The sequence below is a fragment of the Streptomyces sp. NPDC127108 genome (assembly GCF_042677545.1).
GTDB lineage: Bacteria > Actinomycetota > Actinomycetes > Streptomycetales > Streptomycetaceae > Streptomyces.
Genome location: NZ_JBHXTE010000025.1, coordinates 24087 through 49118 on the forward strand (window position 1 = coordinate 24087; position 25032 = coordinate 49118).

Consider the following 25032-nt stretch of genomic DNA (forward strand, 5'->3'; position numbering starts at 1 on the left):
ACCCCGCACCACACCCCCGGATCCCCCACCACCTCCGGGCTCCCTCAACGCCCCGGCAGAACCCCCAAGGAGAAACCCCTCATGAGCACCACCCCCACCGCCGCGGTCGCCCCGCTGACCACCAGTGACGCCGAGGTCCTCGTGACCGCCGCCCGCCGCGCCGCCGAGGCCGCGGACGTCACGGTCAGCGTCACCGTCCTCGACGCCGGTGGCCACCTCCTGGCCTTCCGTCGCGACGACCGGGCGGTGCTGATCTCCGGCGAGACCAGCACCCGCAAGGCCTTCACCGCCCTCCAGCTGAACGCCCCGACCGCCGACCTCGTCGACGCGGTGCAGCCCGGCGCGCCGTTCCACACCCTGCCGACCGCCCTCGACCGGCCGTTGCTGTTCATCGCGGGCGGCGTGCCCGTCCACCGCGACGGCCGCCTGATCGGCGCGATCGGTGTCGGTGGCGGCGCCCCCGAGCAGGACCACGAGTTCGCGACGACGGCCGTGCGGAACCTCGCGTAGCGGATGTGACGAAGCCCGCCCTCAAGTGCCGGAAGCGCCATGGCACTTGAGGGCGGGCTTCGACGTGCTCGCGCGTGGCGGGCCGTGGCGTCAGCCCGCGGCGACCGTCAGCGGGGCGAATCGGCGCGTCCAGTCACCGGGCAGCTCCGGGATGCCGTACGTCATCACGGCGTTGAACGCGACGGGCTCCAGGCCGCGTGCCTTGACCCAGGTGAGGAGTTCCTCGTGGCGCACGTCGATGTCGGTGCGCAAGGGACGGTCGGTGTGGGCGCCGAGCGATGCGATGAGCGCCTTCGCCGTCTCCGTGTCCCGGGCGATCAGCGGGCCGACGACGTGCGTCTGCATGTTCGGCCAAGCGCCCGCGTAGCCGATGATCTCGCCGTCGGCCTCCGCGACCCTCAGCTGGTCGGTGAACGCCGGGAGGCGGGTCAGTACATGGGTACGGTCGAGGCCGAAGACCTCTGTGTCGAGCCTGACGAGGGTGGACAGGTCCTCCGCGGTCGCCGCCCGGGTGGTGACACCCGGGGCCTGATCGTCCGAGGTGGCGGGCGTGAAGCGGCCGACGACCATCTCGACGCGGCCGGTCGTCTTGAAGCCGAGCTGTTCGTAGAGGGGACGGCCGCTCGGGGTCGCGTGCAGGGTGAGCGGGGTGGTGCCCGCGGCCTCGATGACGTTGCGCATCAGATGGCGGCCGATGCCCTTGCGGGCATGACGCTCGGCGACCAGCACCATGCCGATCGCCGAGAGTCCGGGGTTCTCATGGGGTCCGTACTGGGTGACGACGCATGCGGCGATCAGGCCGGGGCGGTCGGGGTCGTCGATGCCGTAGCCCGTTCCGGCCGAGAGCAGCAGGCCCCATTTGTGTTCCTCGCGGGGCCAGCCGCGGTCCTCGGACAGATCGGCGCAGGCCGTGAGATCACGGGGAGTCAGCCTGCGGATGGGCAGTGCGGAGAGGGTAGGTGTCGACACGCGGGTCAGGCTGTCTGACGCATGACCTCGGCGTCCACCTTTTTGTGGGTAGAAGCACGCTGCTTTTGGCCAAGTTGTTTCTGGTCAGTGCGGTGGGCGGCGCGCAGGCGCCGACCGCGTCGGGTCAGGCCCCAGGGCTTGAGGACCGAGATGACCGTCATGAACAGATATGCGCTCATCGAGACGATGGGCCCGGCGATGAGGTCGGTCGAGCTGGCCAGCTGCTCTCCGGCGGACACGGTTGTGGCCGCGTCGTTGACACCTGGCCGCAGCGCGAAGGTCGACGCGGTCACGGTGACCAAGGTCAGCCAGAACTTCGTATAGACCCAGCGGTGCTGTGCGAGACCCCAGGGCGTGCCCAGGGAGAGCAGAACCCCGCTCAGCAGCGTGAGGAAGGCCAGTGGCAGCACGAGCCAGTCGGTGAAGACCTTCATCGAGCGGACGGAGGCCTCGATGGTCGGGGCGGAATCGGTGGTGATCGCGGCCGCGGCGAGTGCGACGAGGCCGAGCGTGAGCCCGAGCCAGCCGGCGGAGGCGGCGACGTGGACGACGAGGGTGGCCCGGCGTGCGGGGCGGCGTAGTTTCACGTGAAACACGGTGCCGGGAGCAGCGCGCCGGGGCGTCTGACAGCGGGAGTAACCGCGGGTACTAGCCTCGGCGTACATGGCACGCCTACACCTCTTCGACCTGGACGGCACGCTGCTGTACGGCACCGCCGCGCCCGTGGAGATCTCCCGTCAGCTCGGCCTGGATCGGGAGATCGCGGAGCTGGAGCGGGACTTCGTCGCCGGGCGTATCGACTCCCCTCAGTACGCGGTGCGGGTGCACGAGCTGTGGGCGGATCTGACCGACGCCCATGTGACGGCGGCCTTCGAGGGGGCTCCGTGGCTGGGCGGCATCCAGGACACCTGGGCCGAGATCCGTGCGAACGGCGACTACTGCGCCGTTGTCTCGCTCTCTCCGTCGTTCTTCGTGGAACGCCTGCTGGGGTGGGGCGCCCATGCCGCGTACGGCTCGCTCTTCCCGGCCGTGCCGTTCACCGAGGCGGTGAATCCGGCGGGCATCCTCGACCCGTCGGCCAAGGTGAAGATCGCGAACCGGCTCTGTGAAGAGTTCGGGGTGAGTCCGGCCGATTGCGTTGCGTACGGAGACTCACTGTCCGACCTGGACCTGTTCACCGCGATGCCCGTTTCGGTGGCGGTCAACGCGGATCCGCGGCTGATCGACCTGGCCACACACACGTATGTCGGTCGCGATTTGCGGAAGGCGTACGAATTGGTGCGCACACCGGTAATCGAGGCAATTGATGGGGGTGGAGCCTTGAATTCCGAGTGAAGGAAGGGCACTTGTGTGCTGAGCGGCGGCCGGTATGGTCGACTCCGGTTCAAGCCAGGGGGCGGAGAACGGTTCGAGCCAGGGGCAGGGGAGGCGCAACCGAGGGGGCGCGGACGCAGATCAACAAAGCTTAACGGGGTAGAGAGATCGAGAACCCGTACTTCCGGCTTTGCGCTCCGCACAATGGACGCGGCTGCGAAGCTGCGGATGAGGTGACTGCGGCCAATGTCACATTCTCTCCCTACTTGTCCGTAAGTCTTGGGGCACCGGGGTTCAATGTGATCGGCATGGGCCGACGGGACAGAACGAGGGAAGCACGCACCTTCCGCTGAGTAAGTGCACGACCGACCGAGAGATGTTCGAGGCGAGGCACAGCATGGACGCTCCGACCACCACGTCGGCGGGCAACGGCTCATCCGGGGACAGCGGCGGTTCTGGCGGCTGGTTCACGCCACGCAGGTCACCGGCGCCCCAGGAAGGCGCCCAGGCGCCGCAGACGGCGGAGCAGGCCGGGTCGGCGTCCGAACCCGACGAGGAGCCCAGGGCGGCGCTCTCCGGGCGGCGAGTGTCGGCGATACGCCCCCTCGGCAGACCAGCGGCCACCGACGCGGCGGAGCCGGGTGCGGGCCGAATATCCGCCACGGTGCCCCAGTCGCAGGTGATGTACGCGGATGAGGACGTCGCGCACGAACTGGCCGACGCGCACGATGAGGCCGACGAGCACGACGAGCACGACGAGCACGACGAGCACGACGTGGCCGACGTGGCCGACAGGGACGCGAACGAGGGAGCGCTCGCGCTCGCGGACGTCACCCACGCCGACCCCACCCCCACCCAGTCGACCGCCTCCCCCGACGCCGTCCTCGTCCAGCGCACGATGGCCGAGATCGCACCCGTCTCCGACAAGGTCACCTCGTACTTCTACGCGCTCCTGTTCACCCGCCACCCGGACCTGCGCGTCCTGTTCCCGGCGGCGATGGACACGCAGCGCGACCGGCTGCTCAAGGCGCTGCTCACCGCCGCGGAGAACATCGACCACACCGACGTACTCGTCTCGTACCTGCGCAACCTCGGCCGCGGACACCGCAAGTACGGCACCCAGCCTGAGCACTACCCGGCCGTCGGGGAGTGTCTGATCGGTGCGTTGAGCCGGTACGCGAGCGCCAGTTGGGACGAGGAGACCGAGGCCGCCTGGGTCCGGGCGTACACGACGATCTCCCAGGTCATGATCGACGCGGCGGCCGAGGACGAGCTGCGGGCGCCGGCCTGGTGGTACGCGGAAGTCGTCTCGCACGACCTCAGGACGCCTGACATCGCTGTCATCACCGTCCGCCCCGATCAGCCCTATCCGTTCCTCGCGGGCCAGTACACGAGCCTGGAAACCCCTTGGTGGCCGCGCATATGGCGGCACTACTCCTTCGCCTCGGCGCCCCGCTCCGACGGGCTGCTCTCCTTCCACGTGAAGGCGGTCCCTGCGGGCTGGGTCTCCAACGCCCTGGTGCACCGGGCCCGCCCCGGCGACGTGGTCCGGCTCGGCCCGCCGGCCGGTTCGATGACCGTCGACCACTCGACCGACAGCGGGCTGCTGTGTCTGGGCGGGGGGACCGGCATAGCGCCCATCAAGGCGCTCGTGGAGGACGTCGCCGAGCACGGCAGGCGGCGCCCGGTCGAGGTCTTCTACGGGGCGCGCACCGACCACGACCTGTACGACATCGACACGATGCTGCGCCTCCAGCAGACCCACCCCTGGCTGGCCGTACGCCCGGTCGTCGACAACCGGGCCCAACTGCCCGACGCGGTGCGTGAGTACGGGCCGTGGAACGAGTACGACGCCTATCTCTCGGGCCCGCCCGGGATGATCCGCAGCGGTGTGGACGCGCTGCGGGACGTGGGCATCCCGGTCGGCCGCATCCGGCACGACTCGGTGGAGGAACTGGTCACGGCGGGCGACTGACCCACGAGCCGGGGGGAGCTCACCCCACGGCTGGGCGGTCGGCCCAGGCCCGGGCGGTCAGCCCGGATCAGGACGCTCATCCCGGATCAGGACGCTCAGCCCAGATCAGGGGCGTGCATCGCCCGTACACCCTCGATGTTCCCGTCCAGATAGTGCCGCAGCGACAGCGGCACCAGATGCACCGAGGCGATCCCGACCCGGGTGAACGGCACCCGGACGATCTCGTACTCACCGGCGGGTTCGTCGACCTCGGGGCCGTGCCGCTGGGCGGTGTCCATGGACTCCAGGCGGCAGACGAAGAAGTGCTGCACCTTCACGCCGGTCGCGCCGCCGTCCTCGCCGATGTGCTCGACGGTGTCCACGAAGCACGGCACCACGTCGACGATCTTGGCGCCGAGTTCCTCGTGCACTTCCCGGTGGAGCGCGTCGATGACGGTCGCGTCGTCCTCCTCCACGCCGCCACCCGGAGTGAGCCAGTACGGATCCACGCCGGGCTTGGTGCGCTTGATGAGGATCAGGTCGTCCCCGTCGAGGAGGACGGCACGTGCGGTGCGCTTGACCACGGGTCGGACGGTCATGGGAGAAATGTGGCCCGCACTGTTCCACGTGAAACATCGCGACCCGGCCGGACCGTCCTCATGTCCACTCGGCGGCAGCACGCAGCAGCCATTCGTGCGCCCGCGCGATGTGCGGCATGGCGAGTGTGCCGGTGCGGACGACGAGGAAATAGGTCCGCAGGGGCGGCACCGCCGGTTCGAGCAGCGCGACGACCTCGCCGCTCTTCAGGGCGGTGGCGCACAGATAACGCGGCAGGACGGCGAGCCCGGCGCCCGTGGTCACACAGGAGAGCACGGCCCGCAGATCCGGCACGATCACGGTGCCCGACGCGGCGGGGCGGGAGTCGAAGACAGCGGCCCAGTAGCGCGAGACGAGCGGCAGCGACTCGTGCACCTCGACCAACGGCAGGTTCTCCACCGCGCTCGCGCCCCTGCGGCGCAGCTTGCCGGGGCCGATCCGGGCGGCCCAGTACGGCGCGGCGACCAGGACGTGTTCCTCGTCGCACAGGGGGGTCGCCGTGAGCAGGGCACCGCGCGGTCGGGCCGTGGTGATCGCCAGGTCGTGGTGCCCGGCGGCGAGCCCCTCCAGGACCTCCTCCGCGTTGCCGAACGAGGCGCGCAGCGCGAGGCCCTGGCCGTCGTCGCCGGTCAGCGCGGTGAGGGCGGGCAGGGCACGTTCGGCGGTGAACTCCGGTGGCCCGGCGAGGTGGAGCGTGCGGACCGACGAGTCCTTGTCGATCCCGGTCTCGGCGATCTCGACGAGCGCGTCGAGGTGCGGGGCGGCCTTGTGGGCGAGTTCGTCACCCGTGGTCGTGGGGGTGACGCCGCGGGCCTGGCGCAGGAAGAGCGGGCGGCCCACCTGCCGCTCCAGCGTGCGGATCTGGGAGGTCACCGCTGGCTGGGACAGGCCGAGGAGAGCCGCGGCCCGGGTGAAGGACCCCGCCCGGTGCACGGTCACAAAGGTCCGCAGCAGGGCCAGATCCATGTCGCCACCTACTCCTTCAGCTCCCCCTGTCGGCCCCCGGCGCCCGCCCAACTATAAATTTGTCGATAGGTTGCTGTCGCTACCGTGATTGGACACTGACACAGAGTCAACTAGCCTTGTTCGCGCGGTTCTTCGCGCGCGGAACCGGGACAGTCCGAGCCACGAGGGGGGAGGCTCGGACTGTCCGTTGTGCGTAGCCGGAACGGTTCGCCAGAGCGCGGCGGAAGCTGCGGGGCAGGCCGTGGCGGGAGACGCGGGCCAGGCCGCGGCGAAGGTCCCGTCGTCGGCGGCAGCGGGCTCCGTCAGGCCCTCGCCTCGTCCAGCGCCCGCAGTACGTCCGCCACCAGGTCGTCCGCGTCCTCCGCGCCCGCGGAGAAGCGGATGAAGCCCTCCGGAACCGCGTCCCCGCCCCAGCGGCCGCGTCGCTCGGCCGTGGACCGTACGCCGCCGAAGCTCGTCGCGTCGTCCACGAGCCGCAGCGCGTCGAGGAAACGCTCGGCACGCGCGCGTGAGGGCAGTTCGAACGACACCACGCACCCGAAGCGCCGCATCTGCCGCGCCGCGAGCTTGTACGAGGGGTCGTCGGGCAGGCCGGGATAGCGCAGGCCGGTCACGTCGGCGCGGTCGCGCAGGGCCTCGGCCAGGGCCAGGGCGTTCGCGTTCTGCCGGTCGACCCGCAACTGGAGCGTCGCGAGCGAGCGGTGGGCGAGCCAGGCCTCCATGGGGCCCGGGACGGCCCCGACGATCTTGCGCCAGCGCCGGACGGCGGCCGTCAGCTCGGCGTCGCGGCAGGCCACGTACCCGAGCAGGAGATCGCCGTGCCCGGAGAGCTGCTTGGTGCCGCTGGCCACGGAGAAGTCGGCGCCGAGGTCCAGGGGGCGCTGGCCGAGCGGGGTGGCGAGGGTGTTGTCGACGGCGACCAGGGCGCCGCGCGCGTGGGCGGCGTCGGCGAGGCGGCGTACGTCGCACACGTCGAGGCCGGGGTTGGAGGGCGTCTCGAGCCACAGGAGGCGGGCGCCGTCGAGCACGTCGAGCTGTGCGTCGCCGCCGGTGGGCGCGGTGCGGACCTCGATGCCGTACGCCGTGAGCTGCTCGCGGACCAGAGGCAGCGCCTGATAGCCGTCGTCCGGCAGTACCACGGCGTCGCCCGTGCGGAGCTGGGAGAAGAGCACCGCCGAGATCGCGGCCATGCCGGACGCGAAGACCAGGGTCTCCACGGCGTCGTCCGCGGGGGATTCGAGTTCCCCGATGGCGCGCTCCAGGTGGGTCCACGTCGGGTTCTCGTCGCGGCCGTAGGTGTAGGGGCCGGTCGGCTCTCCGGGGAGGTGGAAGTGCGCGGCGAACACGGGGCCCGGCAGGGTCGGCTCGTACTTCGCCGGTTCGGGGAGGCCGGCCCGCACCGCCCGGGTGCCGTCGCCGGTCGGGGGTGTGGTGCTGCCCGCGTGTGTCGGAGGCGTGGTGCTGTCCGCGCCGGTCAGGGGCGCGCCGGTGCTTTCGTCAGCGTGCGTGGGGGCGGAAGCGCGCCCCGGTATCCGCTCCTCGTCCGTCATGCCGCTCGTCCCTCCACCACGTCCCGTACCGCGTCGAGCAGGCCCTCGCTCGCCGCCTCCACCATTGTCAGGCACTCCGCGAAGCCGTCGGCGTCGCCGTAGTAAGGGTCGGGAACGTCCAGGTCGCCGTCGGCCTCCGGGTCGTAGGAGCGCAGCAGGCGCACCTTGTCGGCGTCCGCGGGGGTGGGAGCGAGGCGGCGCAGGGTGCGCTGGTGGCCGCGGTCGAGGGCGATGACCAGGTCGCGTCCGGCGAACCAGTCCGCCTGGAACTGGCGGGCCGCGTGGCCGGTCTCGTAGCCCGCGGACTTCAGTACGGCGTCGGTGCGGGGGTCGGCGGGGTCGCCCTCGTGCCAGCCGTCGGTGCCCGCGCTGTCCACCACGACGAGTCCGTCCAGGCCCGCGTCACGGACGAGGGTGCGGAAGACCGACGCGGCCATGGGCGAGCGGCAGATGTTGCCGGTGCAGACGAAGCACACGGCGTACGGCGCGGGGACGGAGCCGGTGGACGGCGCGGGCGTGGAGGCGTGGGGCATGGGGTGGGGTCAGTCCTTGTGGTCGGGGAGGGCCATGTTCATCGCCCAGGAGACGATCGAAATGATCAGGCCACCCAGTACGGCGGTCCAGAACCCCTCGACGTGGAAGCTGACGTCGAGCTTGTCGGCCAGCCACGAGGTGAGTAGCAGCATCAGGGCGTTGACCACCAGTGTGATCAGGCCGAGGGTCAGGACGAACAGGGGGAAGGTCAGGACCTGCACCACGGGCTTGACGACGAAGTTCACCAGGCCGAACAGCAGGGCGACGACGAGCAGCGTGAGGGTCTTCTCGCCCGTGCTGTCGCCGGTGAGCGTGATCTTGTCGAGCAGCCACACGGCCACGGCCAGGGCTGCCGCGTTGGCGATCGTCTTGACTACGAAATTCTTCATGTGTCTGATCGTGGCAGACGTGACGAAACAGTGGTCGGTCCACGACCTGGGGCAAGGGGCGCAGAAGAGCGATGAAGGCATTCCGACTGGACGAGCTGGAAGCGGAGCGGGCCGCCAACGACGGCGCGTATCTGCAGTTTCTGCGGGAGCGGAACATGTCGGTCGGGCTCTACGCGCTGGACGCGGGCGACAGCGACCCGCAGCAGCCGCACCGGCAGGACGAGGTGTACATGGTGGTGAGCGGCCGTGCGTCGATCACGGTCGGGATGGAGACCACGGAGGTCGCGCGCGGCAGTGTCGTGTACGTGCCGGCCGGAGTGCCCCACAAGTTCCACCACATCAGCGAGGACCTGCGGGTTCTCGTGGTGTTCTCGCCGCCGGAGCGGTGAGGCGGCTTGTGGGTGCCCGGCTCTCAGGGCCGCGGCCTCAGGGTTCCCTAGGGGGCGAGTCAGGGGAGGACAAGGGATCGCACGGCCCCGAACTGGCTTTTTCCGACCTAGCATCGAATGCGTGAAGTGGGAAATCTGCACAGGAGCGGAGTTTCCCGGCGGTCGCGGAGATCCCGTGGCACCGCGACAGCTGTCGTAGCGCCGTCGAAGCGCGGGCGGTAACAGAATCTGCGGAGAAAGGTGAGGACGAGGGCAATGCGAGAGATCTTCGCGGGTATGCCGTGGTGGGTGAAGTGGATCGCGGTGCCGGTCATCGCGCTGGTGGTCTTCGGCGGGCTGATAGCGAGCGTCGTCGGCTTCGTCTTCGGCCTGCTCTTCAAGCTGCTGCTGTTCGTGGCCCTGGTGGGCGGACTTGTCTACGTCGTACGGAAGTTCATATCCAGCTCGTCCTCGTCCCGAAGCGACTGGTGAAGTTCTGTAGCGACTGGTGAAAGGGAAAGCAAGGGTTCCCTCCCCAGGGGGAAGTTTTCTGTCACAGCGCCCCTCACCGGTGGCCAAGGGTTAGAGTCCGAAAACCGACGCGGGGGGCGATCCCCGTAGGCGGGCCCACTACCCCCACTCGTCTGCCTCCGGGCGCGGGTGGTCCCCCCTGTGCTTCGGGAGTGACCCATGGCCTCGGTTGACGACGCGCCCCCGGACGTCCGGTCCACCGATCCCGAAGGCGAAGCCGTTTCGGGCGAAGGACCGTCAACTCCCGCGAGCAGAGGGCTCCTTACGGGCAGCAGCCCCGGAGCACTCTCCGACGCCGCCCCCTCTGGCGTCGGACCCACACTCATCGGCTCCGTGCAGCGGGCGATGCGCCTCCTGGAGGCGGCCGCCACGCACCCCGCCGGAGCCCCCGCGAAGCAGCTGGCCCGCGAGGCGGGCCTGGCCCTGCCGACCGCGTACCACCTGCTGCGGACCCTGAGCCACGAGGGCTATCTGCGCCGGGAGAAGGGCGTGTTCCTGCTCGGCGACGCGGCGGAGCGGCTGAGCGCGGGAGCGGTGGAGCAGAACCGCCGAGCCATGATCGGCGAAACCCTGGAGCACTGGCGCGACGCCATCGGCGTGCCCGTGTACTTCGCCATCTACCGCGAGGGCGAGATCGAGATCGTGTCCGTCGCCGACACCTCGGGCAATCCGGCCGTCGAGGAGTGGGCCGACTTCCGCGAGACCGGTCACGCCCACGCGATCGGGCAGTGCCTCCTCGCCCAACTCGACGACGCGGCACGGCGGGACCACCTCGACCGCCACCCGGTCCGCTCGCTCACCCCGAACACGGTGCGTGACGACCGGGCGTTCCTGAGGCGGCTGGAAGCGGTGGGGCGGATGACGCCCGTGGCGGAGTATCAGGAGTACGCGCTCGGGACGGTCTGCGCCGCGCTCCCGGTCACGGTGGGCACCACCGCGGCCACGGTGGCGATCTCCGTTCCGTCGTCGCAGGCGGGCCGTCTGGTGCCGGCGACACGGCTGTTGCAGGAGGAACTCGGAAAGCTACTAAGGACACTCGCCTTCTCTATCAGCATCTGAAAACTCACTCCTTGTGATCTGGTGTGCACGTTAAGCAAGATGCCATGAGTGTCAGGGAGTTGGTTCCTGCCACCACCAGGCCAAATGACGGGGTAGGCGGCGATGCGCGAGTCGGTGCAGGCAGAGGTCATGATGAGCTTCCTCGTTTCGGAGGAGCTGTCGTTCCGCATCCCGGTGGAGCTGCGGTACGAGACGCGCGATCCCTACGCCGTGCGGCTGACCTTCCACCTCCCCGGCGACGTCCCGGTGACCTGGGCCTTCGGGCGGGAACTCCTGGTCGACGGGGTGAGCGGGGCGTGCGGTGACGGGGACGTGCGGATCGCGCCGATCGACTCCGAGCACTCCGACGAAGTGCTGATCCGGCTTCAAGTGGGCCAGGACCAGGCACTGTTCAGGGTGGGCATCCCGCCGCTGCTCGCCTTCCTCGACCGGACGGACAAGCTGGTGCCGCTGGGGCAGGAGCGGACGCTGGTGGACTTCGAGACACACCTCGACGAGGCCCTGGACCGGATCCTCGCGGAGGAGCAGAGCGCGGGCTGAAGGGCGGCCGGTTCCTCAAAGGCACTGGCTGTTGGCAGATCGGGGCATTTCATGGCATCGCCGCTGCGGGGTGTCACGTCTTGCGGCGGCGGCCCTTTCCGGCGAGGGAGGGGCGGCGGGGCGCCGGTCGGGCGGAGGGGGCCGTGGGCGCGGTGCCGGACGGCGGGGCCGTGGGGGCCTCCGCCGGGGCGGGGCCGGGGCCTGAGCGGTCGGCGGAGACGACCAGGGCCGCGAGAGCGGTGGTGACGGGGACGGAGGCGACGAGGCCGATGGAGCCGATGAGGGTGCGGACGATCTCCTCGGCGACCAGCTCGCTGTTGGCGACGGTGCCCACGCTGCTCTGGGCGATGGAGAAGAGCAGCAGAAGGGGCAGGGCGGCGCCCGCGTAGGCGAGGACGAGGGTGTTGACGACCGAGGCGATGTGGTCGCGGCCGATGCGGATGCCCGCGCGGTACAGGCCGCGCCAGCCCATCGACGGGTTGGCCTGGTGCAGCTCCCAGACCGCGGAGGTCTGGGTGACGGTGACGTCGTCGAGGACGCCGAGCGAGCCGATGATGACGCCCGCGAGCAGCAGGCCGCTCATGTCGATGTCGGGATAGAGGCCGTGGATCAGACCGGTGTTGTCGTCCGTGTTGCCGGTCAGGGAGGCCCAGCCGATGAACAGGGAGCCGAGCAGTCCGATGAGCAGGAGGGAGATCAGGGTGCCGAGCACCGCGACCGAGGTGCGTGCCGTCAGGCCGTGGCACATGTAGAGCGCGCACAGCATGATGGCGCTCGCGCCGATCACGGCGACGACCAGGGGGTTCGAGCCCTGCAGGATCGCGGGGAGGATGAAGAAGGTCAGGACCAGGAAGCTCACCGCGAGGGCGACCAGGGCCATGACGCCGCGCAGCCGTCCCACCACGACGACGGCCAGGGCGAAGATGCCGGCGAGCAGGGCCATCGGGAGCTTGCGGTTCACGTCGGTGACCGAGTACTGCAGGTCCTTGGGGGCCTTGGGCTCATAGGCGACCACCACGTCCTGGCCGGCGCGCAGTTGCCGGGGCGAGTCGGGCTGGACGATCTCCGTGAAGGTGCGGCCCTTGTCCGGGCCGCTGGTGACCTTGACCGTGGCCCGGCCGCAGGTGCCCTCCGCGCGGGACTGCGCGGACTGGCCCTCGGCGGTGGAGGTGTCGCCGTTGGGCGGGGTCTGCGAGGCGTTGAGGTCCTTGCAGGGGAGCTTCTCCAGCTTCGTCACGGTCGCCGACTGGGTCTGCCGGTCGAAGCCGACGCCGGTGCGTTCGTGGGCCGGGGCCCCGCCGGGCCACAGCACCACGAGGCCGACGAGGACCGCGGTGGCGAAAGGGATCAGGACGGCGGCGATGACCTTGCGCAGATGCTGGGACACGGGGGCGGCGGGGCCGTGGTTGTGGGAGTGGCCGTGGGGGTGGCCGTGCGGCTCCGGGGCGGGGGGTCCGGTGGGCGGCTGTGTGGTGGTCACGGCCCGATCATCGCAAGAACGGCGGGGGCCCTCTGTTCACCGCGCCCGACAGGACGCTAGCGTGGAGGCACCTTTGCAATCGCGGGAGCTCGGAGCACCGGGCTGAGAGGGCGCTGACCTCCGTACGAACGGCCACGAACCGGTTCGTACCGTACGGAAGCCGCTGCGTCGACCGCCGAACCTGTTACCGGGTAATGCCGGCGTAGGGAGTAGGTCTCATGACCACATCGGACGCACGCACGCCTGCCTCCAGCACGCCCGAGGGCGCGGAGGCCGGGAAGTCCATCGGCTGGCACAAGGCGTACGTCGAGGGCTCGCGCCCCGACCTGCGGGTGCCGGTCCGCCAGGTGCACCTCACCAACGGCAAGGCCGTCACGCTGTACGACACCTCGGGTCCGTACACCGACCCGTCGGCCGAGACCGACGTCCGCCGCGGCCTGCCGCCGCTGCGGGAGAACTGGATCATCGCCCGCGGCGACACCGAGGAGTACGCGGGCCGCCCGCCCCGTCCCGAGGACGACGGCATCAAGCACACCTCGCCGCGCGGCGGGCTCAAGAACCTCGACGCGGTCTTCCCCGGCCGCCCGCGCCAGCCGCGCCGGGGCCGCCAGGGACAGACGGTCACGCAGCTCGCGTACGCCCGTCGCGGCGAGATCACACCCGAGATGGAGTTCATCGGGATCCGCGAGAACATGGACCCCGAGATCGTGCGCGCCGAGGTCGCCGCGGGCCGTGCCGTGATCCCGGCGAACGTGAACCACCCGGAGATCGAGCCGATGATCATCGGCAAGAAGTTCCTGGTGAAGGTCAACGCCAACATCGGCAACTCCGCGGTCACCTCCTCCATCGAGGAGGAGGTGGACAAGATGACCTGGGCGACCCAGTGGGGCGCCGACACGGTCATGGACCTGTCCACAGGGCGCAACATCCACACGACCCGCGAGTGGGTCCTGCGCAACTCCCCCGTGCCCATCGGCACCGTGCCGCTCTACCAGGCCCTGGAGAAGGTCGACGGCAGGGCCGAGGAGCTGAGCTGGGAGATCTACAAGGACACGGTCATCGAGCAGGCCGAGCAGGGCGTGGACTACATGACGGTGCACGCGGGCGTGCGCCTTCCGTACGTCCCCCTGACCGCCAACCGCAAGACCGGCATCGTCTCGCGCGGCGGCTCGATCATGGCGGCGTGGTGCCTCGCGCACCACAAGGAGAGCTTCCTGTACGAGCACTTCGAGGAGCTGTGCGAGATCCTCGCGGCGTACGACGTGACGTACTCGCTCGGCGACGGGCTGCGCCCCGGTTCGATCGCGGATGCCAACGACGAGGCGCAGTTCGCGGAGCTGCGCACGCTCGGGGAACTCAACCAGATCGCCAAGCGTCACAACGTACAGACGATGATCGAGGGCCCCGGTCACGTCCCGATGCACAAGATCAAGGAGAACATCGACCTCCAGCAGGAGATCTGCGAGGAGGCCCCGTTCTACACGCTCGGCCCGCTCACCACGGACATCGCGCCCGCCTACGACCACATCACCTCCGGCATCGGCGCCGCGATGATCGGCTGGTGGGGCACGGCGATGCTCTGCTACGTCACGCCCAAGGAGCACCTCGGCCTGCCCAACCGCGACGACGTGAAGACCGGCGTCATCACGTACAAGATCGCGGCACACGCGGCGGACCTCGCCAAGGGCCACCCGGGCGCACAGGACTGGGACGACGCCCTCTCCGACGCCCGCTTCGAGTTCCGCTGGGAGGACCAGTTCAACCTGGCCCTCGACCCGGTCACGGCACGGGAGTTCCACGACGAGACGCTGCCCGCCGAGCCCGCGAAGACGGCCCACTTCTGCTCGATGTGCGGGCCGAAGTTCTGCTCGATGAAGATCTCCCAGGACATCCGGCGCGAGCACGGCACGACGAAGACGGAGATCGAGGAGGGCATGGAACAGAAGTCGAAGGAGTTCGCGGCCGCTGGGAACCGGGTGTATCTGCCGCTGGCCGACTGAGTGTGGCTGACGGCTACGGCTGACGGATACCTGGACCGGTGATTGGGGGAAGGCGGTACCCCCGTCCCGGGGAGATCGGCAGACTGGTCGTATGACTGCCAGTTCCTTGAGCAAGGGTGCCAATCTTCCCGTCGGTTCAGCGGTGGTGCGTGTGGCGCTCGACTGGGGTGAGGGGGCCGGTGGGCCCACCGCCGATGCCTCGGCGCTGCTGCTCACCGCGGCCGGGCGCGTGCGTGACGACGCTGACTTCGTCTTCTACAACCAGCCTCGGCACGCGTCCGGCGCCGTGCGGCACCTGGGGAAGCAGAGTGCCGCCGGCGTCACCACGGACACGGTCGAGGTGGACCTGGGTTCCCTGGAGTCCGCCGTCGAGCGGGTGTTGCTGTGCGCCTCGGCCGACGGTGGGACGTTCGGGCAGCTGACCGGGCTGACGTTGCGGTTGCTCGACGCTTCGACAGGTGGGGAGTTGGCGCGCTTCGAGATGACCGCCACGTCGGAGACGGCGTTCATAGGTGGTGAGTTGTATCTGCGGGGCGGGCAGTGGAAGTTCCGTGCGGTGGGGCAGGGGTACGACTCCGGGCTCGCCGGGCTCGCCACCGACTTCGGTATCACTGTCGATGAGGAGCCGGCTGCGGCGGCGCCGCCCGTTGCCCCGGCGCAGCCTGTTGTTCCGGCGCAGCCGGTGGCGTCCGTTGCGCCTGTGGCCCCTGTCGCGCCCGTCCCCCCGGCCCCGCCCGTCGCCCCAACCGCGCCCCCGGCCCAACCCTCCACCCCCCGCCTCACCAAGGGCGAGGAGCACCTCCCCGTCGACATGCGCAAGCGCCTCTCGCTGCGCAAGGAGCAGGTGGCGGTCAGCCTGCGCAAGCGCGGGGCGGAAGGGGTCACGGCGCGCGTCATTCTCGTACTCGATGCCTCCGGGTCCATGTCGTTCCTGTACTCCAAGGGCATCGTGGCCGACGTGGTGGAGCGGATGGCCGCCGTGGCCGCGCAGTTGGACGACGACGGGGAGATGCAGGCCTGGACGTTCGCCTCGCATCCGGCGCGGCTGCCCGATCTGCGCATCGGGGAGCTGCCGGACTGGCTGAAGTTCCACGTCCGCGTCGGGGAGGTGGGCATCTTCCGCCGGGGCAAGCGGAAGAAGGGCCTGCGGGACGACCAGGTCGACATGCGGGACGTGGGTATCCAGAACGAGGAGCAGCGGGTGATCGCCCAAGTGCGGGCGTACGTACGGGAGAACCCGGCCGCCGCGCCCACGCTGGTGCTGTTCTTCTCCGACGGGGGCGTCTACCGCAACAACGAGATCGAGCAGGAGCTGCGGGACGCCGTGGAGGAGCCGATCTTCTGGCAGTTCGTGGGGCTCGGCAAGTCCAACTACGGGGTCCTTGAACGGTTCGACACGCTGCCGGGCCGTCGCGTGGACAACGTCGGGTTCTTCGCGGTGGACGACATCAGCACGGTGCCGGACCCGGAGCTGTACGACCGGCTGCTGTCCGAGTTCCCGGACTGGATCAAGGCGGCGAAGCGGGAGGGAATTCTCTGAGGGCGCACGGAGCCCAGGGCACGGTGCGGGCAGGCCTTCGCGCCGCCGTCCGCCGACAGCGGCGCACCGAAGCCCCACCACGGGGGCTTCCGGCCCGTGTGCGACCGGCCGACCGCCGTCGGCCGTCCTCTCCGGTGCCGGTTTCCTGACTGACCGGCGTCCGGTTCATGTCTCCCGGCGACCGGCCTGATCCAGTCGCCGGGCGGCCTCGCGGAGGGTCCGCGGGGCCCGGGCTACTCCGGTGGGTGCTCGGGGCCGCCGTAGTCCGGACTGGAGAAGTCCGGGCTGCTGTAGCTCGGGCGGGTCCCGGTTGTCGAGCCGCCGTCCGGGCTGCTGAATCCCGGCCTGTGATAGCCGAGTTGGGGCATGCGCCCCGCCGGTCCGGCCGAGGACGCGCGGGCCGCGGACGCCGCCTTGGTGTCCGGGTCCGTGAGCGCCTCGCGCAGGAAGGGCAGGATGCCACGCTCCAGGAGCGCCTGGCACCAGGCTTCCCTGGCCCGGTCCACCTCTTCGTTCCGCTCGTTGTGCGAGCCTGCCTGGAGGGAGGTGGAGCCGTTGCGCAGGGCGGTAAGCAGCAGGCCTACCGCGGCGACCAGGATGGCGCCCGCCGTGAGCGCGCCGAACAGCCACCCCGCGGTGAGCAGGGTGTCCGCGAAGGCGGGCTCGGGGTCGAGCATCTTCAGGATGTAGCCGACGAGCAGGAAGATCGCGGCGGCCGTCCCGGCGAGGACGGGCGCGAGCACCGCGATCACGGCGACCAGTCCGGCGCCCGCGGTTTCGGTGACCTCGCCCATGGTGGTGGCGAGGCTGATACCGCCGGAGCCCGACTCGGTCGTGCTGGACCTGGATCCGTTCCCTTCACGGATCGATGTGGAGGATGAGGGTCCGGGGTCGCGCAGTTCCTCACGGACCTTCACGTAGTGGTGATACTCGGTCGCGGCGGCGGCCGTGATCAGTGCGGTGGCGTTGAGAGCCATCGTGCGCAGTTGCTCGGGGTTGAGTCGCTGGCCCACCGCGGCCAGCTCCGGGCGGTTCGGTGCGGTGCGCAGCGCCTCATCGAGGACCCGCTCGTACTGGGGGCGGTCCTCATTGAGCAGGTGTGGAGCGCTGTTCATGTGCATCCCCCGATGCTCCGTAGGGCTTGGGGCTCGCATGACTACGAGCCGTCGGGCAGAAACGGAGGGGAGCCTGCTACGGATAAGGCGATGGTAGAGCGGTGACGGCACGCGGTGACAGGGGTTAACCAGAATTGGCCCGCTGGCCAGCGAGATCCTGCTAACGGGGCACGTGCCGCGTGAACGTTCAGTTCTCCAGCGGGAGTCGGCAGACCAGCAGCTTTCCGGCCATGGTCACGCCGCCGTCCATGGCGATGGCCAGTCCGTCGGCGTAGACGTGCGGGCCCTCGATGACCGGGCGGCCGTCGTCGTCGCCGTCGTACTCGGAGCCGACCTCGCCGAGGAGGTACGGGATGGGGCTGTGGCCGTGGACGATGCGGGTGCCGCCGTACATGTCGAGGAGTTCGCGTACGGCCGCGGGGCCGGAGTCGTCGCGGAAGGCGAAGCGCTTGGTGAACTTGCGGAACAGGTCCCAGTATTCGTCCGCGTCGTTGCGCGTGAGCGCCTCGTGGATGGTGTCGTTGACCTCTTCGATGGAGTCGCCGTAGTCGAGGTAGGCGGTGGTGTCGGAGTGCACGAGCAGATGCCCGTCCGCCTCCTCGATGGCGTCGAGGCGGGCCATCCACTGCAGGTGGTGGTCCTCCAGGCGCTCCATGTCGGTCTTCTGGCCGCCGTTGAGGAGCCAGGCGGCCTGGAACGTGGCGGTGCCCGCGCCGGAGTTGACCGGGGTGTCGCCGAACTTCTTGGCGCCGATGAGCAGCAGTTCGTGGTTGCCCATGAGCGCCTTGCAGTAGCCGCCCGCGGCGGCGGCCTCCGCGGACAGGCGCATGACCAGGTCGATGACGCCGATGCCGTCGGGGCCGCGGTCGGTGAAGTCGCCGAGGAACCACAGCCGGGTGTTGCCCGCGGACCAGTTCAGGTCCGCGTCGATCAGGCCCTTGGCGGTGAGGGCGGCGATGAGTTCGTCCAGGTAGCCGTGCACGTCGCCGACGACGTACAGCGGGCCCATGCCCTCCGCGTCGGGCGCGGGCGGCGGCTCGGGCATCTCGCGGATCTCGACCTGCACGGTGTCGCCGCGGTTGATGATGGGCAGATCGCGCTCGGTGGGCGTATAGCCGTCCGGGGTCTCACCGGCGGAGCCGGGGTGCGCGGGCGCGTTCTGCGCCGTGGGGCGCGTGGGAGCGGCGTGCGCCACAGCGTGCGCCGGACCGGGCTGTGCGACCGGACCGGGCTGTGTCACGGAACCGGGCTGTGCCACGGGTCGGGCGGCCGACTGCTGCGTCTGTACGGGGGCGGGGGCGGCGGCGCCGAGAGGCTCCACCGGACCGGCCTGGGCGGGTACGTGGGCGGCGAGGCGGGTGGGCGCCTGGGGGGCGGTGTGCCCGGGGGCCTGACCTACGGCGGAGCCCTGTCCGGCGTGGGACGCCTGCCCCTGCCCGGCGACGGGGCCCTGGTGGCCGACGGGAGCCTGCCCGGCCGCCGGAGGCACCTGCCCGGCACCCTGCCCAAGTCCGGCCTCCTGCGCAGCCCCCCGCTGCTCAGAAACCTGCTGCCCAGCGACCTGCTGCCCAGAAACCCGCTGCCCAGCGACCTGCTCGGCCACGGACTCCTCGGCCTCGACGGCCTCCGCGACACCCCGGCCGGACTCACGGACGCCTTCATAGACGTACGCGGGCACGCGGAAGTCGCGCAGCGTCGCCGTCCGCACCTCGGGTCCCTGACCGGCCCCCTGAGTCATCGACCCCTCCACCACCATCGCGCCGCATCTGCACCGGGATCGGACTGCCTGGTCGCAGTGGCCCGCGGTGTCGTCCGCCCATCATAGGAATGCGGCTGTCCCTGTGTGGTGCACCAGGGGTGGTGAATCGGTGCCGAGCCCCAGTTCACCGCGGTTTTCTCCCGAATTGGCCCGAGGTTTCCCCCTCTTTTCCCGCAGGTCGCGGGCCTCGGGCCGGTCGTCGGTGAGGTCAGCCCTGGCCGGGCGACCGCGGCGGGCTGACCGTCGTACGTGGCGGACGTCGCTCGGACGAGGTGCGCACGATGAGTTCGGTCGGTATCACCTGCTCGATGGGCCGGCCCGCGTCGAGGCCCTCGATGGCGTCGATGAGGAGTTGGACGACGGCGGTGCCGATCCGCCGGGGTTTCAGGGAGAGCGTGGTGATGGGCGGCTCGGTGGTGGCGTACACGGTCGACTCGCTGCAGCACACGAGCAGCAGGTCGTCCGGTACGCGAAGCCCGTAGCGGCGGGCCGCGGCGAGCAGGTCGGTGCCGTTGGGGTCGAACAGGCCGTACACGGCGTCGGGCCGGTCGGGTCGGGCGAGCAGTCGGTCGGCGGCGACGGCGCCCGCGCACGGGTCGTGCGCGGGGTAGGACTCATACACCGGATCCTGACCCACGCGCTCGCACCAGCGCAGATAGGCGGTGGTGGAGAGATGGGTGTAGGTGTCCGTGGTGGTGCCGGTGAGGAGGCCGATGCGGCGCGCCCCGGCGGCCGCGAGGTGTTCGAGGATCTCCAGGACCGCGGCCTCGTGGTCGTTGTCGACCCAGGCCGTGACCGGCAGCGACCCGGCGGGCCGCCCGTCGGAGACCACCGGAAGCCCCTGTCGCACCAGCTCGCTGACCACCGGGTCGTGGTCGGAGGGGTCGACGACGACGGTGCCGTCGAGGGCGACGTTCGACCACACGTCGACCGGGCTGCGGCGCGAGGTGGCGGGGAGGATGACCAGGGCGTAGCCCCGGGCGAGGGCGGCCGAGGTCGCGGCTCTCGCCATCTCCGCGAAGTACGCGAATTCCGTGAAGGTGAAAGGTTCATCCCCGTACGTCGTCACGGTGAGGCCGATGAGGCCCGACTTCCCGGTACGGAGTGTTCGGGCCGCGGCCGACGGGCGGTAGCCCAGGCGGTCGGCGACCTCGCGGACATGGCGTCGCGTGGCGTCGGGCAGCCGCCCCTTGCCGTTGAGCGCGTCGGAGACAGTCGTGATCGAGACACCGGCTGCGGCGGCGACGTCTCTGATGCCTGCTCGGCTCTGCCGGTTGCCCCGGCGGGCGGTCTCCGCTCGGCTCACCTGGTGCTTCCCTGCTGCTGTCATGGCGAGCCGATAGTAGGGCTCATGAGGGTGGGTAGTGCGGACGCATATGCACCCGTTGACAGGCACGTTTCTGCATGGCGGAAAACACCCAATGACCTTCGAAACAAAGGGAGTTGGGCGTTCAGGGAGGTATCGCTCCCTTGTCGTCGCGCAGGGGCCTGCCAAATGGCCGAGGTCTCGAAGAGGTCTCAACTCACCTTTACGGGTGATGCGCGCCACGGGGTGAGCCACCGGCGCACGCGGCCGAGCGGAGCGCTCCCCCCTGTTTCGGGCGCTGCCGCCCCCGGGGGAACGGCTTCCGGTGTACGTCCCCGGCGGCCGCTGCGTACGGTGGCAGGGGGCCCCGCGCGGCCGCGGCTCAAACCTGGCGCCGCCCGGCCCGCAGGCGCCCTGCCCAGCCGGGAGCCGTCACCCCATTCGCAGGGGCGTCGAATCCTCATAGGGTGAGAATCATTGAAGACCGGATGATCACGAGGAGGACCGCGGTGAGCGAGACGAGCCCGAGGCTGCGCGCCGAGCTGGAGGGTATCCCCGCCTACAAGCCGGGCAGGAACGCCGAGACCGGCGAGGGTGGCGGCCCCGTCGTGTACAAGCTGTCCTCCAACGAGAACCCCTACCCGCCGCTGCCCGGAGTCATGGAACGCGCGATTACGGCGGCCGGCTCCTTCAACCGATACCCGGACTACGGCTGCGACCGCCTCCTGAACGAGATCGCGGACCGCTTCGGGGTGCCCGTCTCGCACGTCGCCACCGGCGTCGGCTCGGTCGGCCTCTCGCAGCAGCTGGTCACGGCGACGGTCACGCCGGGCGACGAAGTGGTGTACGCCTGGCGGTCCTTCGAGGGGTACCCGGTCGTCACCACGGTCGGCGGCGGCAAGTCCGTGATGGTGCCGCTGGCGCCGGGAGAGGTCCACGACCTCGACGCGATGGCCGACGCGATCACCGACCGCACCCGCCTGATCTTCGTCTGCAACCCGAACAACCCCACCGGCACGGTCGTCAAGAAGGCCGACCTGGTGCGGTTCCTGGACCGGGTGCCGAAGAACATCCTGGTCGTGATCGACGAGGCGTACGTGGAGTTCGTCCGCGACCCCGAGACGCCCAACGGCCTCGAGCTGTACCGGGACCGGCCGAACGTCTGCGTCCTGCGCACCTTCTCCAAGGCGTACGGCCTCGCCGGTCTCCGGGTCGGCTTCGCGATCGCCCACGAGCCGGTGGCCGCGGCGCTGCGCAAGACCGCGGTGCCGTTCGGCGTGAACCAGCTCGCGCAGGACGCGGCCGTGGAGTCGCTGCGGTCCGAGGACGAGCTGCTCGGCCGCGTGGGCGCGCTGCTCGGGGAGCGGACGCGGGTGCAGGACGCGCTGCGGGGGCAGGGCTGGACGGTGCCCGAGACCCAGGCGAACTTCGTCTGGCTGCGTCTTGGCGACCGGACGGTGGACTTCGCGGCCGCCTGTGAGACGGCCGGAGTGATCGTGCGGCCGTACCCGGGCGAGGGCGTCCGGGTCACGATCGGCGAGACCGAGGGCAACGACATCTTCCTGAAGACGGCGGAGGCGTTCCGCAAGGAGCTCTAGCCCTCCCGGTCGGGGAGAGGACGTGTGAACGCGCGAGGTGGCGGCGGGCTACCTCGCGCGTTCTGTTGTGCGGGCCCTCGCGGCCGCGCGCGGTGGCTGCGGGCCGTGCGACGGCTGCGAGGCGGCCGCGGGGTGGCCGGTCATCGCCCCTCCTGGCCCGTTCCCGCCGGTAAGGGGGACCCCCCTGACGAACGTCGACCGTACGTGCGACATAATGCTTGTGAATGTGAACGCGTTCACAAGCGTGTCCCAGTTGCTCCAGGGATGTCTATGACATAAGGGGCAAACTGCCGCGTAGACCACGGCACGTAAGGAGAAGTCGACGTGGACCTGGCTCTGGCGCCGGAAACACTGGCGCGATGGCAGTTCGGCATCACCACCGTCTACCACTTCCTCTTCGTCCCCCTGACGATCTCCCTGGCCGCCCTCACGGCGATCCTCGAGACGGCGTGGGTGCGGACGGGCAAGGAGCACTACCTCAGGGCGACCAAGTTCTGGGGCAAGCTGTTCCTGATCAACATCGCGATGGGCGTCGTCACCGGCATCGTGCAGGAGTTCCAGTTCGGCATGAACTGGTCCGACTACTCACGCTTCGTCGGGGACGTCTTCGGCGCCCCGCTGGCCTTCGAGGCCCTGATCGCCTTCTTCTTCGAGTCGACGTTCATCGGCCTGTGGATCTTCGGCTGGGACAAGCTCCCGAAGAAGCTGCACTGCGCGACGATCTGGATGGTGTCGATCGGCACGGTCCTTTCGGCGTACTTCATCATCGCCGCGAACGCCTTTATGCAGCACCCGGTCGGCTACAAGATCACCGAGCGGGACGGCAAGAAGCGCGCCGAGCTGACCGACTTCGCGAAGGTGCTGTTCCAGGAGACGACGCTCGTCAACTTCTTCCACGTCATCGCGGCGACCATCCTGGTCGGCGGCGCCTTCATGACCGGCATCGCGATCTTCCACCTGCGCAAGAAGCAGCACATCCGCACCATGCGGATGTCGCTGCGGCTCGGCCTGGTCACCGCGTTCGTCGGCACCCTGCTCACCGTGATCAGCGCCGACACCCTCGGCAAGGTGATGTACGAGCAGCAGCCGATGAAGATGTCGGCCGCCGAAGCCCTGTGGGAGTCGGAGAAGCCGGCGCCGTTCTCGCTCTTCGCGTACGGCGACGTCGCCAAGGGCCACAACGAGGTCGCCATAGAGATCCCCGGGGTGCTCTCCTTCCTCGCGAAGAACAACTTCAGCGCGGAGATCCCCGGCATCAACGACCTCAACAAGGAAGCCCAGGAGAAGTTCGGGCCCGGCGACTACCGGCCCAACATCCCCACCGCGTACTGGTCCTACCGCTGGATGATCGGCTTCGGCGGCGTCTCGATGGCCCTGTGCACCGCCGGACTCTGGCTCACCAGGCGGAAGTTCTGGCTCGCCCCCGAGCACCACACCGGCGCGGACGACGTGCCGAAGCTGATGCTCACCAAGGACAAGGAGCTGGCGCCGAGGCTCGGGATCTGGTGGTGGCGGCTCTCGCAGTGGACGCTGATCTTCCCCCTCATCGGCACCGCCTGGGGCTGGATCTTCACCGAGACGGGCCGTCAGCCCTGGGTCGTCTACGGCGTCCTCAAGACCGAGGACGCGGTCTCCCCCGGTGTCTCGCAGGGTGAGGTCCTCACCTCGCTGATCGTCTTCACGCTGATCTACGCGATCCTCGCCGTCATCGAGGTCAGGCTGCTGCTCAAGTACCTCAGGAAGGGCCCGCCCGAGCTGACCGAGGCCGACCTCAACCCGCCCACCAAGATCGGCGGCCCGCCCGGCGGGGCGAGCGCGGACAGCGACGCCGACGCCGATGCCGACCGGCCCATGGCCTTCTCGTACTAAGGAGTTGGGCGCACATGGAACTGCACGACGTCTGGTTCGTCCTGATCGCCGTCCTGTGGATCGGCTACTTCTTCCTCGAAGGCTTCGACTTCGGGGTGGGTGTCCTCACCAAGCTGCTCGCCCGGAACAGGACCGAGAAGCGCGTTCTGATCAACACCATCGGTCCGGTCTGGGACGGCAACGAGGTCTGGCTGCTCTCGGCGGGCGGCGCGACCTTCGCGGCCTTCCCTGAGTGGTACGCGACGCTGTTCTCCGGCTTCTACCTGCCGCTGCTGCTCATCCTGATCTGCCTGATCGTGCGCGGTGTCGCCTTCGAGTACCGGGCGAAGCGGCCCGAGGAGCGCTGGCAGACCAACTGGGAACACGCGATCTTCTGGACCTCGCTGCTCCCGGCGCTCCTTTGGGGCGTGGCCTTCGGCAACATCGTGCGCGGCGTGAAGATCGACGCGCAGAAGGAGTACGTGGGCAACTTCTGGGACCTGCTCAACCCGTACTCGATCCTGGGCGGTCTGGTCACCCTCACGCTGTTCACCTTCCACGGCGCGGTGTTCACGGCGCTGAAGACGGTGGGTGACATCCGGATGCGGGCCCGGAAGATGGCGCTCGTCCTGGGGCTGCTCACGGCCGTGCTCGCGCTCGGCTTCCTCGGCTGGACCCAGGCCGACAACGGCGACGGCAAGAGCCTGGCCGCGATGATCGTGGCGGTGGTGGCGCTCGTCGCGGCCGTCGCGGCGATCAAACTCGGGCGCGAGGGCTGGTCATTCGCCTTCTCGGGGCTCACGATCGTCGCCGCCGTGGCGATGCTCTTCCTGACGCTCTTCCCGAACGTCATGCCGTCGTCGCTGAACGAGGACTGGAGCCTCACGGTCACCAACGCCTCGTCGACGCCCTACACCTTGAAGATCATGACGTGGTGCGCGGGCATCGCGACCCCGGTCGTGCTGCTCTACCAGTCGTGGACCTACTGGGTGTTCCGCAAGCGGATCGGTACGCAGCACATCGCGCCGGACCTTCCGGCCGAAGCCCCGCACTGAGCCTCTCCGTGCACGGAGCCTCCTTCGGATCCCGCCGTGCACGGAGCCAA

23 protein-coding genes and 1 riboswitch are annotated in these 25032 nt (G+C 69.9%); of the genes, 12 read left to right on the plus strand and 11 right to left on the minus strand.

The features are described 5' to 3' along the window. Positions 1 to 81 precede the first annotated feature (81 nt). Positions 82 to 510 (plus strand): heme-binding protein, encoded by a 429-nt coding sequence (locus ACFVHO_RS21905; protein ID WP_385717007.1) that lies wholly within the window; start codon positions 82 to 84, stop codon positions 508 to 510. A gap of 90 nt (positions 511 to 600) precedes the next feature. On the opposite strand, the gene ACFVHO_RS21910 is transcribed toward ACFVHO_RS21905, so the two are convergent. Both ACFVHO_RS21910 and ACFVHO_RS21915 read right to left on the minus strand, forming a co-directional pair. Further along, positions 601 to 1479 carry a GNAT family N-acetyltransferase gene (locus ACFVHO_RS21910; RefSeq protein ID WP_385717010.1) on the minus strand — a complete coding sequence of 293 codons (879 nt, stop codon included), beginning with the start codon at positions 1477 to 1479 and terminating at the stop codon, positions 601 to 603. Positions 1480 to 1484: 5 nt separating this feature from the next. Next, complete coding sequence (locus ACFVHO_RS21915; protein WP_385717013.1) at positions 1485 to 2066, minus strand: DUF2269 domain-containing protein; 582 nt, start codon at positions 2064 to 2066, stop codon at positions 1485 to 1487. Positions 2067 to 2142: 76 nt separating this feature from the next. On the opposite strand from ACFVHO_RS21915, the gene ACFVHO_RS21920 reads away from it, so the two are divergent. After that, a complete protein-coding gene (locus ACFVHO_RS21920) occupies positions 2143 to 2814 on the plus strand; it encodes an HAD family hydrolase (RefSeq protein ID WP_385717016.1) in 672 nt (223 codons plus the stop codon). A gap of 376 nt (positions 2815 to 3190) precedes the next feature. Then, positions 3191 to 4768 (plus strand): globin domain-containing protein, encoded by a 1578-nt coding sequence (locus ACFVHO_RS21925; RefSeq protein WP_385717018.1) that lies wholly within the window; start codon positions 3191 to 3193, stop codon positions 4766 to 4768. A 95-nt stretch (positions 4769 to 4863) separates the two neighbouring features. On the opposite strand, the gene ACFVHO_RS21930 is transcribed toward ACFVHO_RS21925, so the two are convergent. The 5 genes from ACFVHO_RS21930 to ACFVHO_RS21950 all read right to left on the minus strand — a co-directional run bounded on the left by ACFVHO_RS21930 (position 4864) and on the right by ACFVHO_RS21950 (position 8783). Next, entirely contained in the window at positions 4864 to 5346 is a 483-nt protein-coding gene (locus ACFVHO_RS21930; protein ID WP_385717021.1) for an NUDIX domain-containing protein, read from the minus strand. A gap of 58 nt (positions 5347 to 5404) precedes the next feature. Further along, the gene (locus tag ACFVHO_RS21935; protein ID WP_385717024.1) at positions 5405 to 6310 is read right to left on the minus strand and encodes a LysR family transcriptional regulator; all 906 of its coding nucleotides are present in this window, start codon (positions 6308 to 6310) and stop codon (positions 5405 to 5407) included. Between the two features lie 302 nt (positions 6311 to 6612). Further along, a complete protein-coding gene (locus ACFVHO_RS21940) occupies positions 6613 to 7860 on the minus strand; it encodes a cystathionine gamma-lyase (protein WP_385717027.1) in 1248 nt (415 codons plus the stop codon). Then, positions 7857 to 8393: a low molecular weight protein-tyrosine-phosphatase gene (locus ACFVHO_RS21945; protein WP_385717029.1), complete on the minus strand. Its 537-nt coding sequence runs from the start codon at positions 8391 to 8393 to the stop codon at positions 7857 to 7859. The genes ACFVHO_RS21940 and ACFVHO_RS21945 overlap by 4 nt, the downstream gene beginning before the upstream one ends. Before the next feature lie 9 nt (positions 8394 to 8402). After that, complete coding sequence (locus tag ACFVHO_RS21950) at positions 8403 to 8783, minus strand: phage holin family protein (protein ID WP_385717032.1); 381 nt, start codon at positions 8781 to 8783, stop codon at positions 8403 to 8405. Between the two features lie 71 nt (positions 8784 to 8854). On the opposite strand from ACFVHO_RS21950, the gene ACFVHO_RS21955 reads away from it, so the two are divergent. The 4 genes from ACFVHO_RS21955 to ACFVHO_RS21970 all read left to right on the plus strand — a co-directional run bounded on the left by ACFVHO_RS21955 (position 8855) and on the right by ACFVHO_RS21970 (position 11281). Continuing rightward, positions 8855 to 9172 carry a cupin domain-containing protein gene (locus ACFVHO_RS21955; RefSeq protein WP_030357805.1) on the plus strand — a complete coding sequence of 106 codons (318 nt, stop codon included), beginning with the start codon at positions 8855 to 8857 and terminating at the stop codon, positions 9170 to 9172. A gap of 255 nt (positions 9173 to 9427) precedes the next feature. Then, on the plus strand, positions 9428 to 9643 hold the full coding sequence (locus ACFVHO_RS21960; protein ID WP_289948543.1) for a DUF5326 family protein: 216 nt from the start codon (positions 9428 to 9430) through the stop codon (positions 9641 to 9643). 384 nt (positions 9644 to 10027) lie between these two features. Continuing rightward, the gene (locus tag ACFVHO_RS21965; RefSeq protein ID WP_385717264.1) at positions 10028 to 10741 is read left to right on the plus strand and encodes an IclR family transcriptional regulator; all 714 of its coding nucleotides are present in this window, start codon (positions 10028 to 10030) and stop codon (positions 10739 to 10741) included. 102 nt (positions 10742 to 10843) lie between these two features. Next, positions 10844 to 11281, plus strand: a complete 438-nt coding sequence (locus tag ACFVHO_RS21970) for an SsgA family sporulation/cell division regulator (RefSeq protein ID WP_385717034.1) — start codon at positions 10844 to 10846, stop codon at positions 11279 to 11281. A gap of 73 nt (positions 11282 to 11354) precedes the next feature. Here the strand turns inward: ACFVHO_RS21970 and ACFVHO_RS21975 are convergent, their stop codons facing one another. Beyond that, the gene (locus tag ACFVHO_RS21975) at positions 11355 to 12761 is read right to left on the minus strand and encodes a YibE/F family protein (protein ID WP_385717037.1); all 1407 of its coding nucleotides are present in this window, start codon (positions 12759 to 12761) and stop codon (positions 11355 to 11357) included. A 71-nt stretch (positions 12762 to 12832) separates the two neighbouring features. Beyond that, positions 12833 to 12987: riboswitch (TPP riboswitch) on the plus strand. Here ACFVHO_RS21975 and thiC point away from each other — a divergent pair. Together thiC and ACFVHO_RS21985 are read left to right on the plus strand one after the other, a co-directional pair. After that, positions 12980 to 14761: a phosphomethylpyrimidine synthase ThiC gene (thiC, locus tag ACFVHO_RS21980; RefSeq protein ID WP_385717040.1), complete on the plus strand. Its 1782-nt coding sequence runs from the start codon at positions 12980 to 12982 to the stop codon at positions 14759 to 14761. Its footprint overlaps the riboswitch before it by 8 nt. Positions 14762 to 14852: 91 nt before the next feature. Next, positions 14853 to 16301 carry a VWA domain-containing protein gene (locus ACFVHO_RS21985; protein WP_385717043.1) on the plus strand — a complete coding sequence of 483 codons (1449 nt, stop codon included), beginning with the start codon at positions 14853 to 14855 and terminating at the stop codon, positions 16299 to 16301. A gap of 233 nt (positions 16302 to 16534) precedes the next feature. Here ACFVHO_RS21985 and ACFVHO_RS21990 read toward each other — a convergent pair whose 3' ends face one another. From ACFVHO_RS21990 to ACFVHO_RS22000, 3 genes are all read right to left on the minus strand, one after another. After that, positions 16535 to 17422 (minus strand): hypothetical protein, encoded by an 888-nt coding sequence (locus tag ACFVHO_RS21990; RefSeq protein WP_385717046.1) that lies wholly within the window; start codon positions 17420 to 17422, stop codon positions 16535 to 16537. Between the two features lie 181 nt (positions 17423 to 17603). After that, positions 17604 to 18611, minus strand: coding sequence for a metallophosphoesterase (locus ACFVHO_RS21995; protein ID WP_385717267.1), 1008 nt, complete (start codon positions 18609 to 18611; stop codon positions 17604 to 17606). A gap of 772 nt (positions 18612 to 19383) precedes the next feature. Then, a complete protein-coding gene (locus ACFVHO_RS22000; protein WP_030357814.1) occupies positions 19384 to 20505 on the minus strand; it encodes a LacI family DNA-binding transcriptional regulator in 1122 nt (373 codons plus the stop codon). Between the two features lie 485 nt (positions 20506 to 20990). Between ACFVHO_RS22000 and ACFVHO_RS22005 the strand changes: the two genes are divergently transcribed. The 3 genes from ACFVHO_RS22005 to cydB all read left to right on the plus strand — a co-directional run bounded on the left by ACFVHO_RS22005 (position 20991) and on the right by cydB (position 24982). Further along, the gene (locus ACFVHO_RS22005; RefSeq protein ID WP_385717048.1) at positions 20991 to 22079 is read left to right on the plus strand and encodes a pyridoxal phosphate-dependent aminotransferase; all 1089 of its coding nucleotides are present in this window, start codon (positions 20991 to 20993) and stop codon (positions 22077 to 22079) included. Between the two features lie 324 nt (positions 22080 to 22403). Continuing rightward, on the plus strand, positions 22404 to 23948 hold the full coding sequence (locus tag ACFVHO_RS22010; RefSeq protein WP_385717051.1) for a cytochrome ubiquinol oxidase subunit I: 1545 nt from the start codon (positions 22404 to 22406) through the stop codon (positions 23946 to 23948). A gap of 14 nt (positions 23949 to 23962) precedes the next feature. Next, the gene (gene cydB / locus ACFVHO_RS22015; RefSeq protein ID WP_385717053.1) at positions 23963 to 24982 is read left to right on the plus strand and encodes a cytochrome d ubiquinol oxidase subunit II; all 1020 of its coding nucleotides are present in this window, start codon (positions 23963 to 23965) and stop codon (positions 24980 to 24982) included. The last annotated feature ends 50 nt before the right edge of the window (positions 24983 to 25032 follow it).

Bases quoted from the DNA above. Each gene is read 5' to 3' on its own strand.
- ACFVHO_RS21905 (WP_385717007.1), top strand. From the start codon at position 82: ATGAGCACCACCCCCACCGCCGCGGTCGCCCCGCTGACCACCAGTGAC.
- ACFVHO_RS21920 (WP_385717016.1), top strand. From the start codon at position 2,143: ATGGCACGCCTACACCTCTTCGACCTGGACGGCACGCTGCTGTACGGC.
- ACFVHO_RS21925 (WP_385717018.1), top strand. From the start codon at position 3,191: ATGGACGCTCCGACCACCACGTCGGCGGGCAACGGCTCATCCGGGGAC.
- ACFVHO_RS21930 (WP_385717021.1), bottom strand. From the start codon at position 5,346: ATGACCGTCCGACCCGTGGTCAAGCGCACCGCACGTGCCGTCCTCCTC.
- ACFVHO_RS21935 (WP_385717024.1), bottom strand. From the start codon at position 6,310: ATGGATCTGGCCCTGCTGCGGACCTTTGTGACCGTGCACCGGGCGGGG.
- ACFVHO_RS21940 (WP_385717027.1), bottom strand. From the start codon at position 7,860: ATGACGGACGAGGAGCGGATACCGGGGCGCGCTTCCGCCCCCACGCAC.
- ACFVHO_RS21945 (WP_385717029.1), bottom strand. From the start codon at position 8,393: ATGCCCCACGCCTCCACGCCCGCGCCGTCCACCGGCTCCGTCCCCGCG.
- ACFVHO_RS21950 (WP_385717032.1), bottom strand. From the start codon at position 8,783: ATGAAGAATTTCGTAGTCAAGACGATCGCCAACGCGGCAGCCCTGGCC.
- ACFVHO_RS21955 (WP_030357805.1), top strand. From the start codon at position 8,855: ATGAAGGCATTCCGACTGGACGAGCTGGAAGCGGAGCGGGCCGCCAAC.
- ACFVHO_RS21960 (WP_289948543.1), top strand. From the start codon at position 9,428: ATGCGAGAGATCTTCGCGGGTATGCCGTGGTGGGTGAAGTGGATCGCG.
- ACFVHO_RS21965 (WP_385717264.1), top strand. From the start codon at position 10,028: ATGCGCCTCCTGGAGGCGGCCGCCACGCACCCCGCCGGAGCCCCCGCG.
- ACFVHO_RS21970 (WP_385717034.1), top strand. From the start codon at position 10,844: ATGCGCGAGTCGGTGCAGGCAGAGGTCATGATGAGCTTCCTCGTTTCG.
- thiC (WP_385717040.1), top strand. From the start codon at position 12,980: ATGACCACATCGGACGCACGCACGCCTGCCTCCAGCACGCCCGAGGGC.
- ACFVHO_RS21985 (WP_385717043.1), top strand. From the start codon at position 14,853: ATGACTGCCAGTTCCTTGAGCAAGGGTGCCAATCTTCCCGTCGGTTCA.
- ACFVHO_RS21990 (WP_385717046.1), bottom strand. From the start codon at position 17,422: ATGCACATGAACAGCGCTCCACACCTGCTCAATGAGGACCGCCCCCAG.
- ACFVHO_RS22000 (WP_030357814.1), bottom strand. From the start codon at position 20,505: ATGACAGCAGCAGGGAAGCACCAGGTGAGCCGAGCGGAGACCGCCCGC.
- cydB (WP_385717053.1), top strand. From the start codon at position 23,963: ATGGAACTGCACGACGTCTGGTTCGTCCTGATCGCCGTCCTGTGGATC.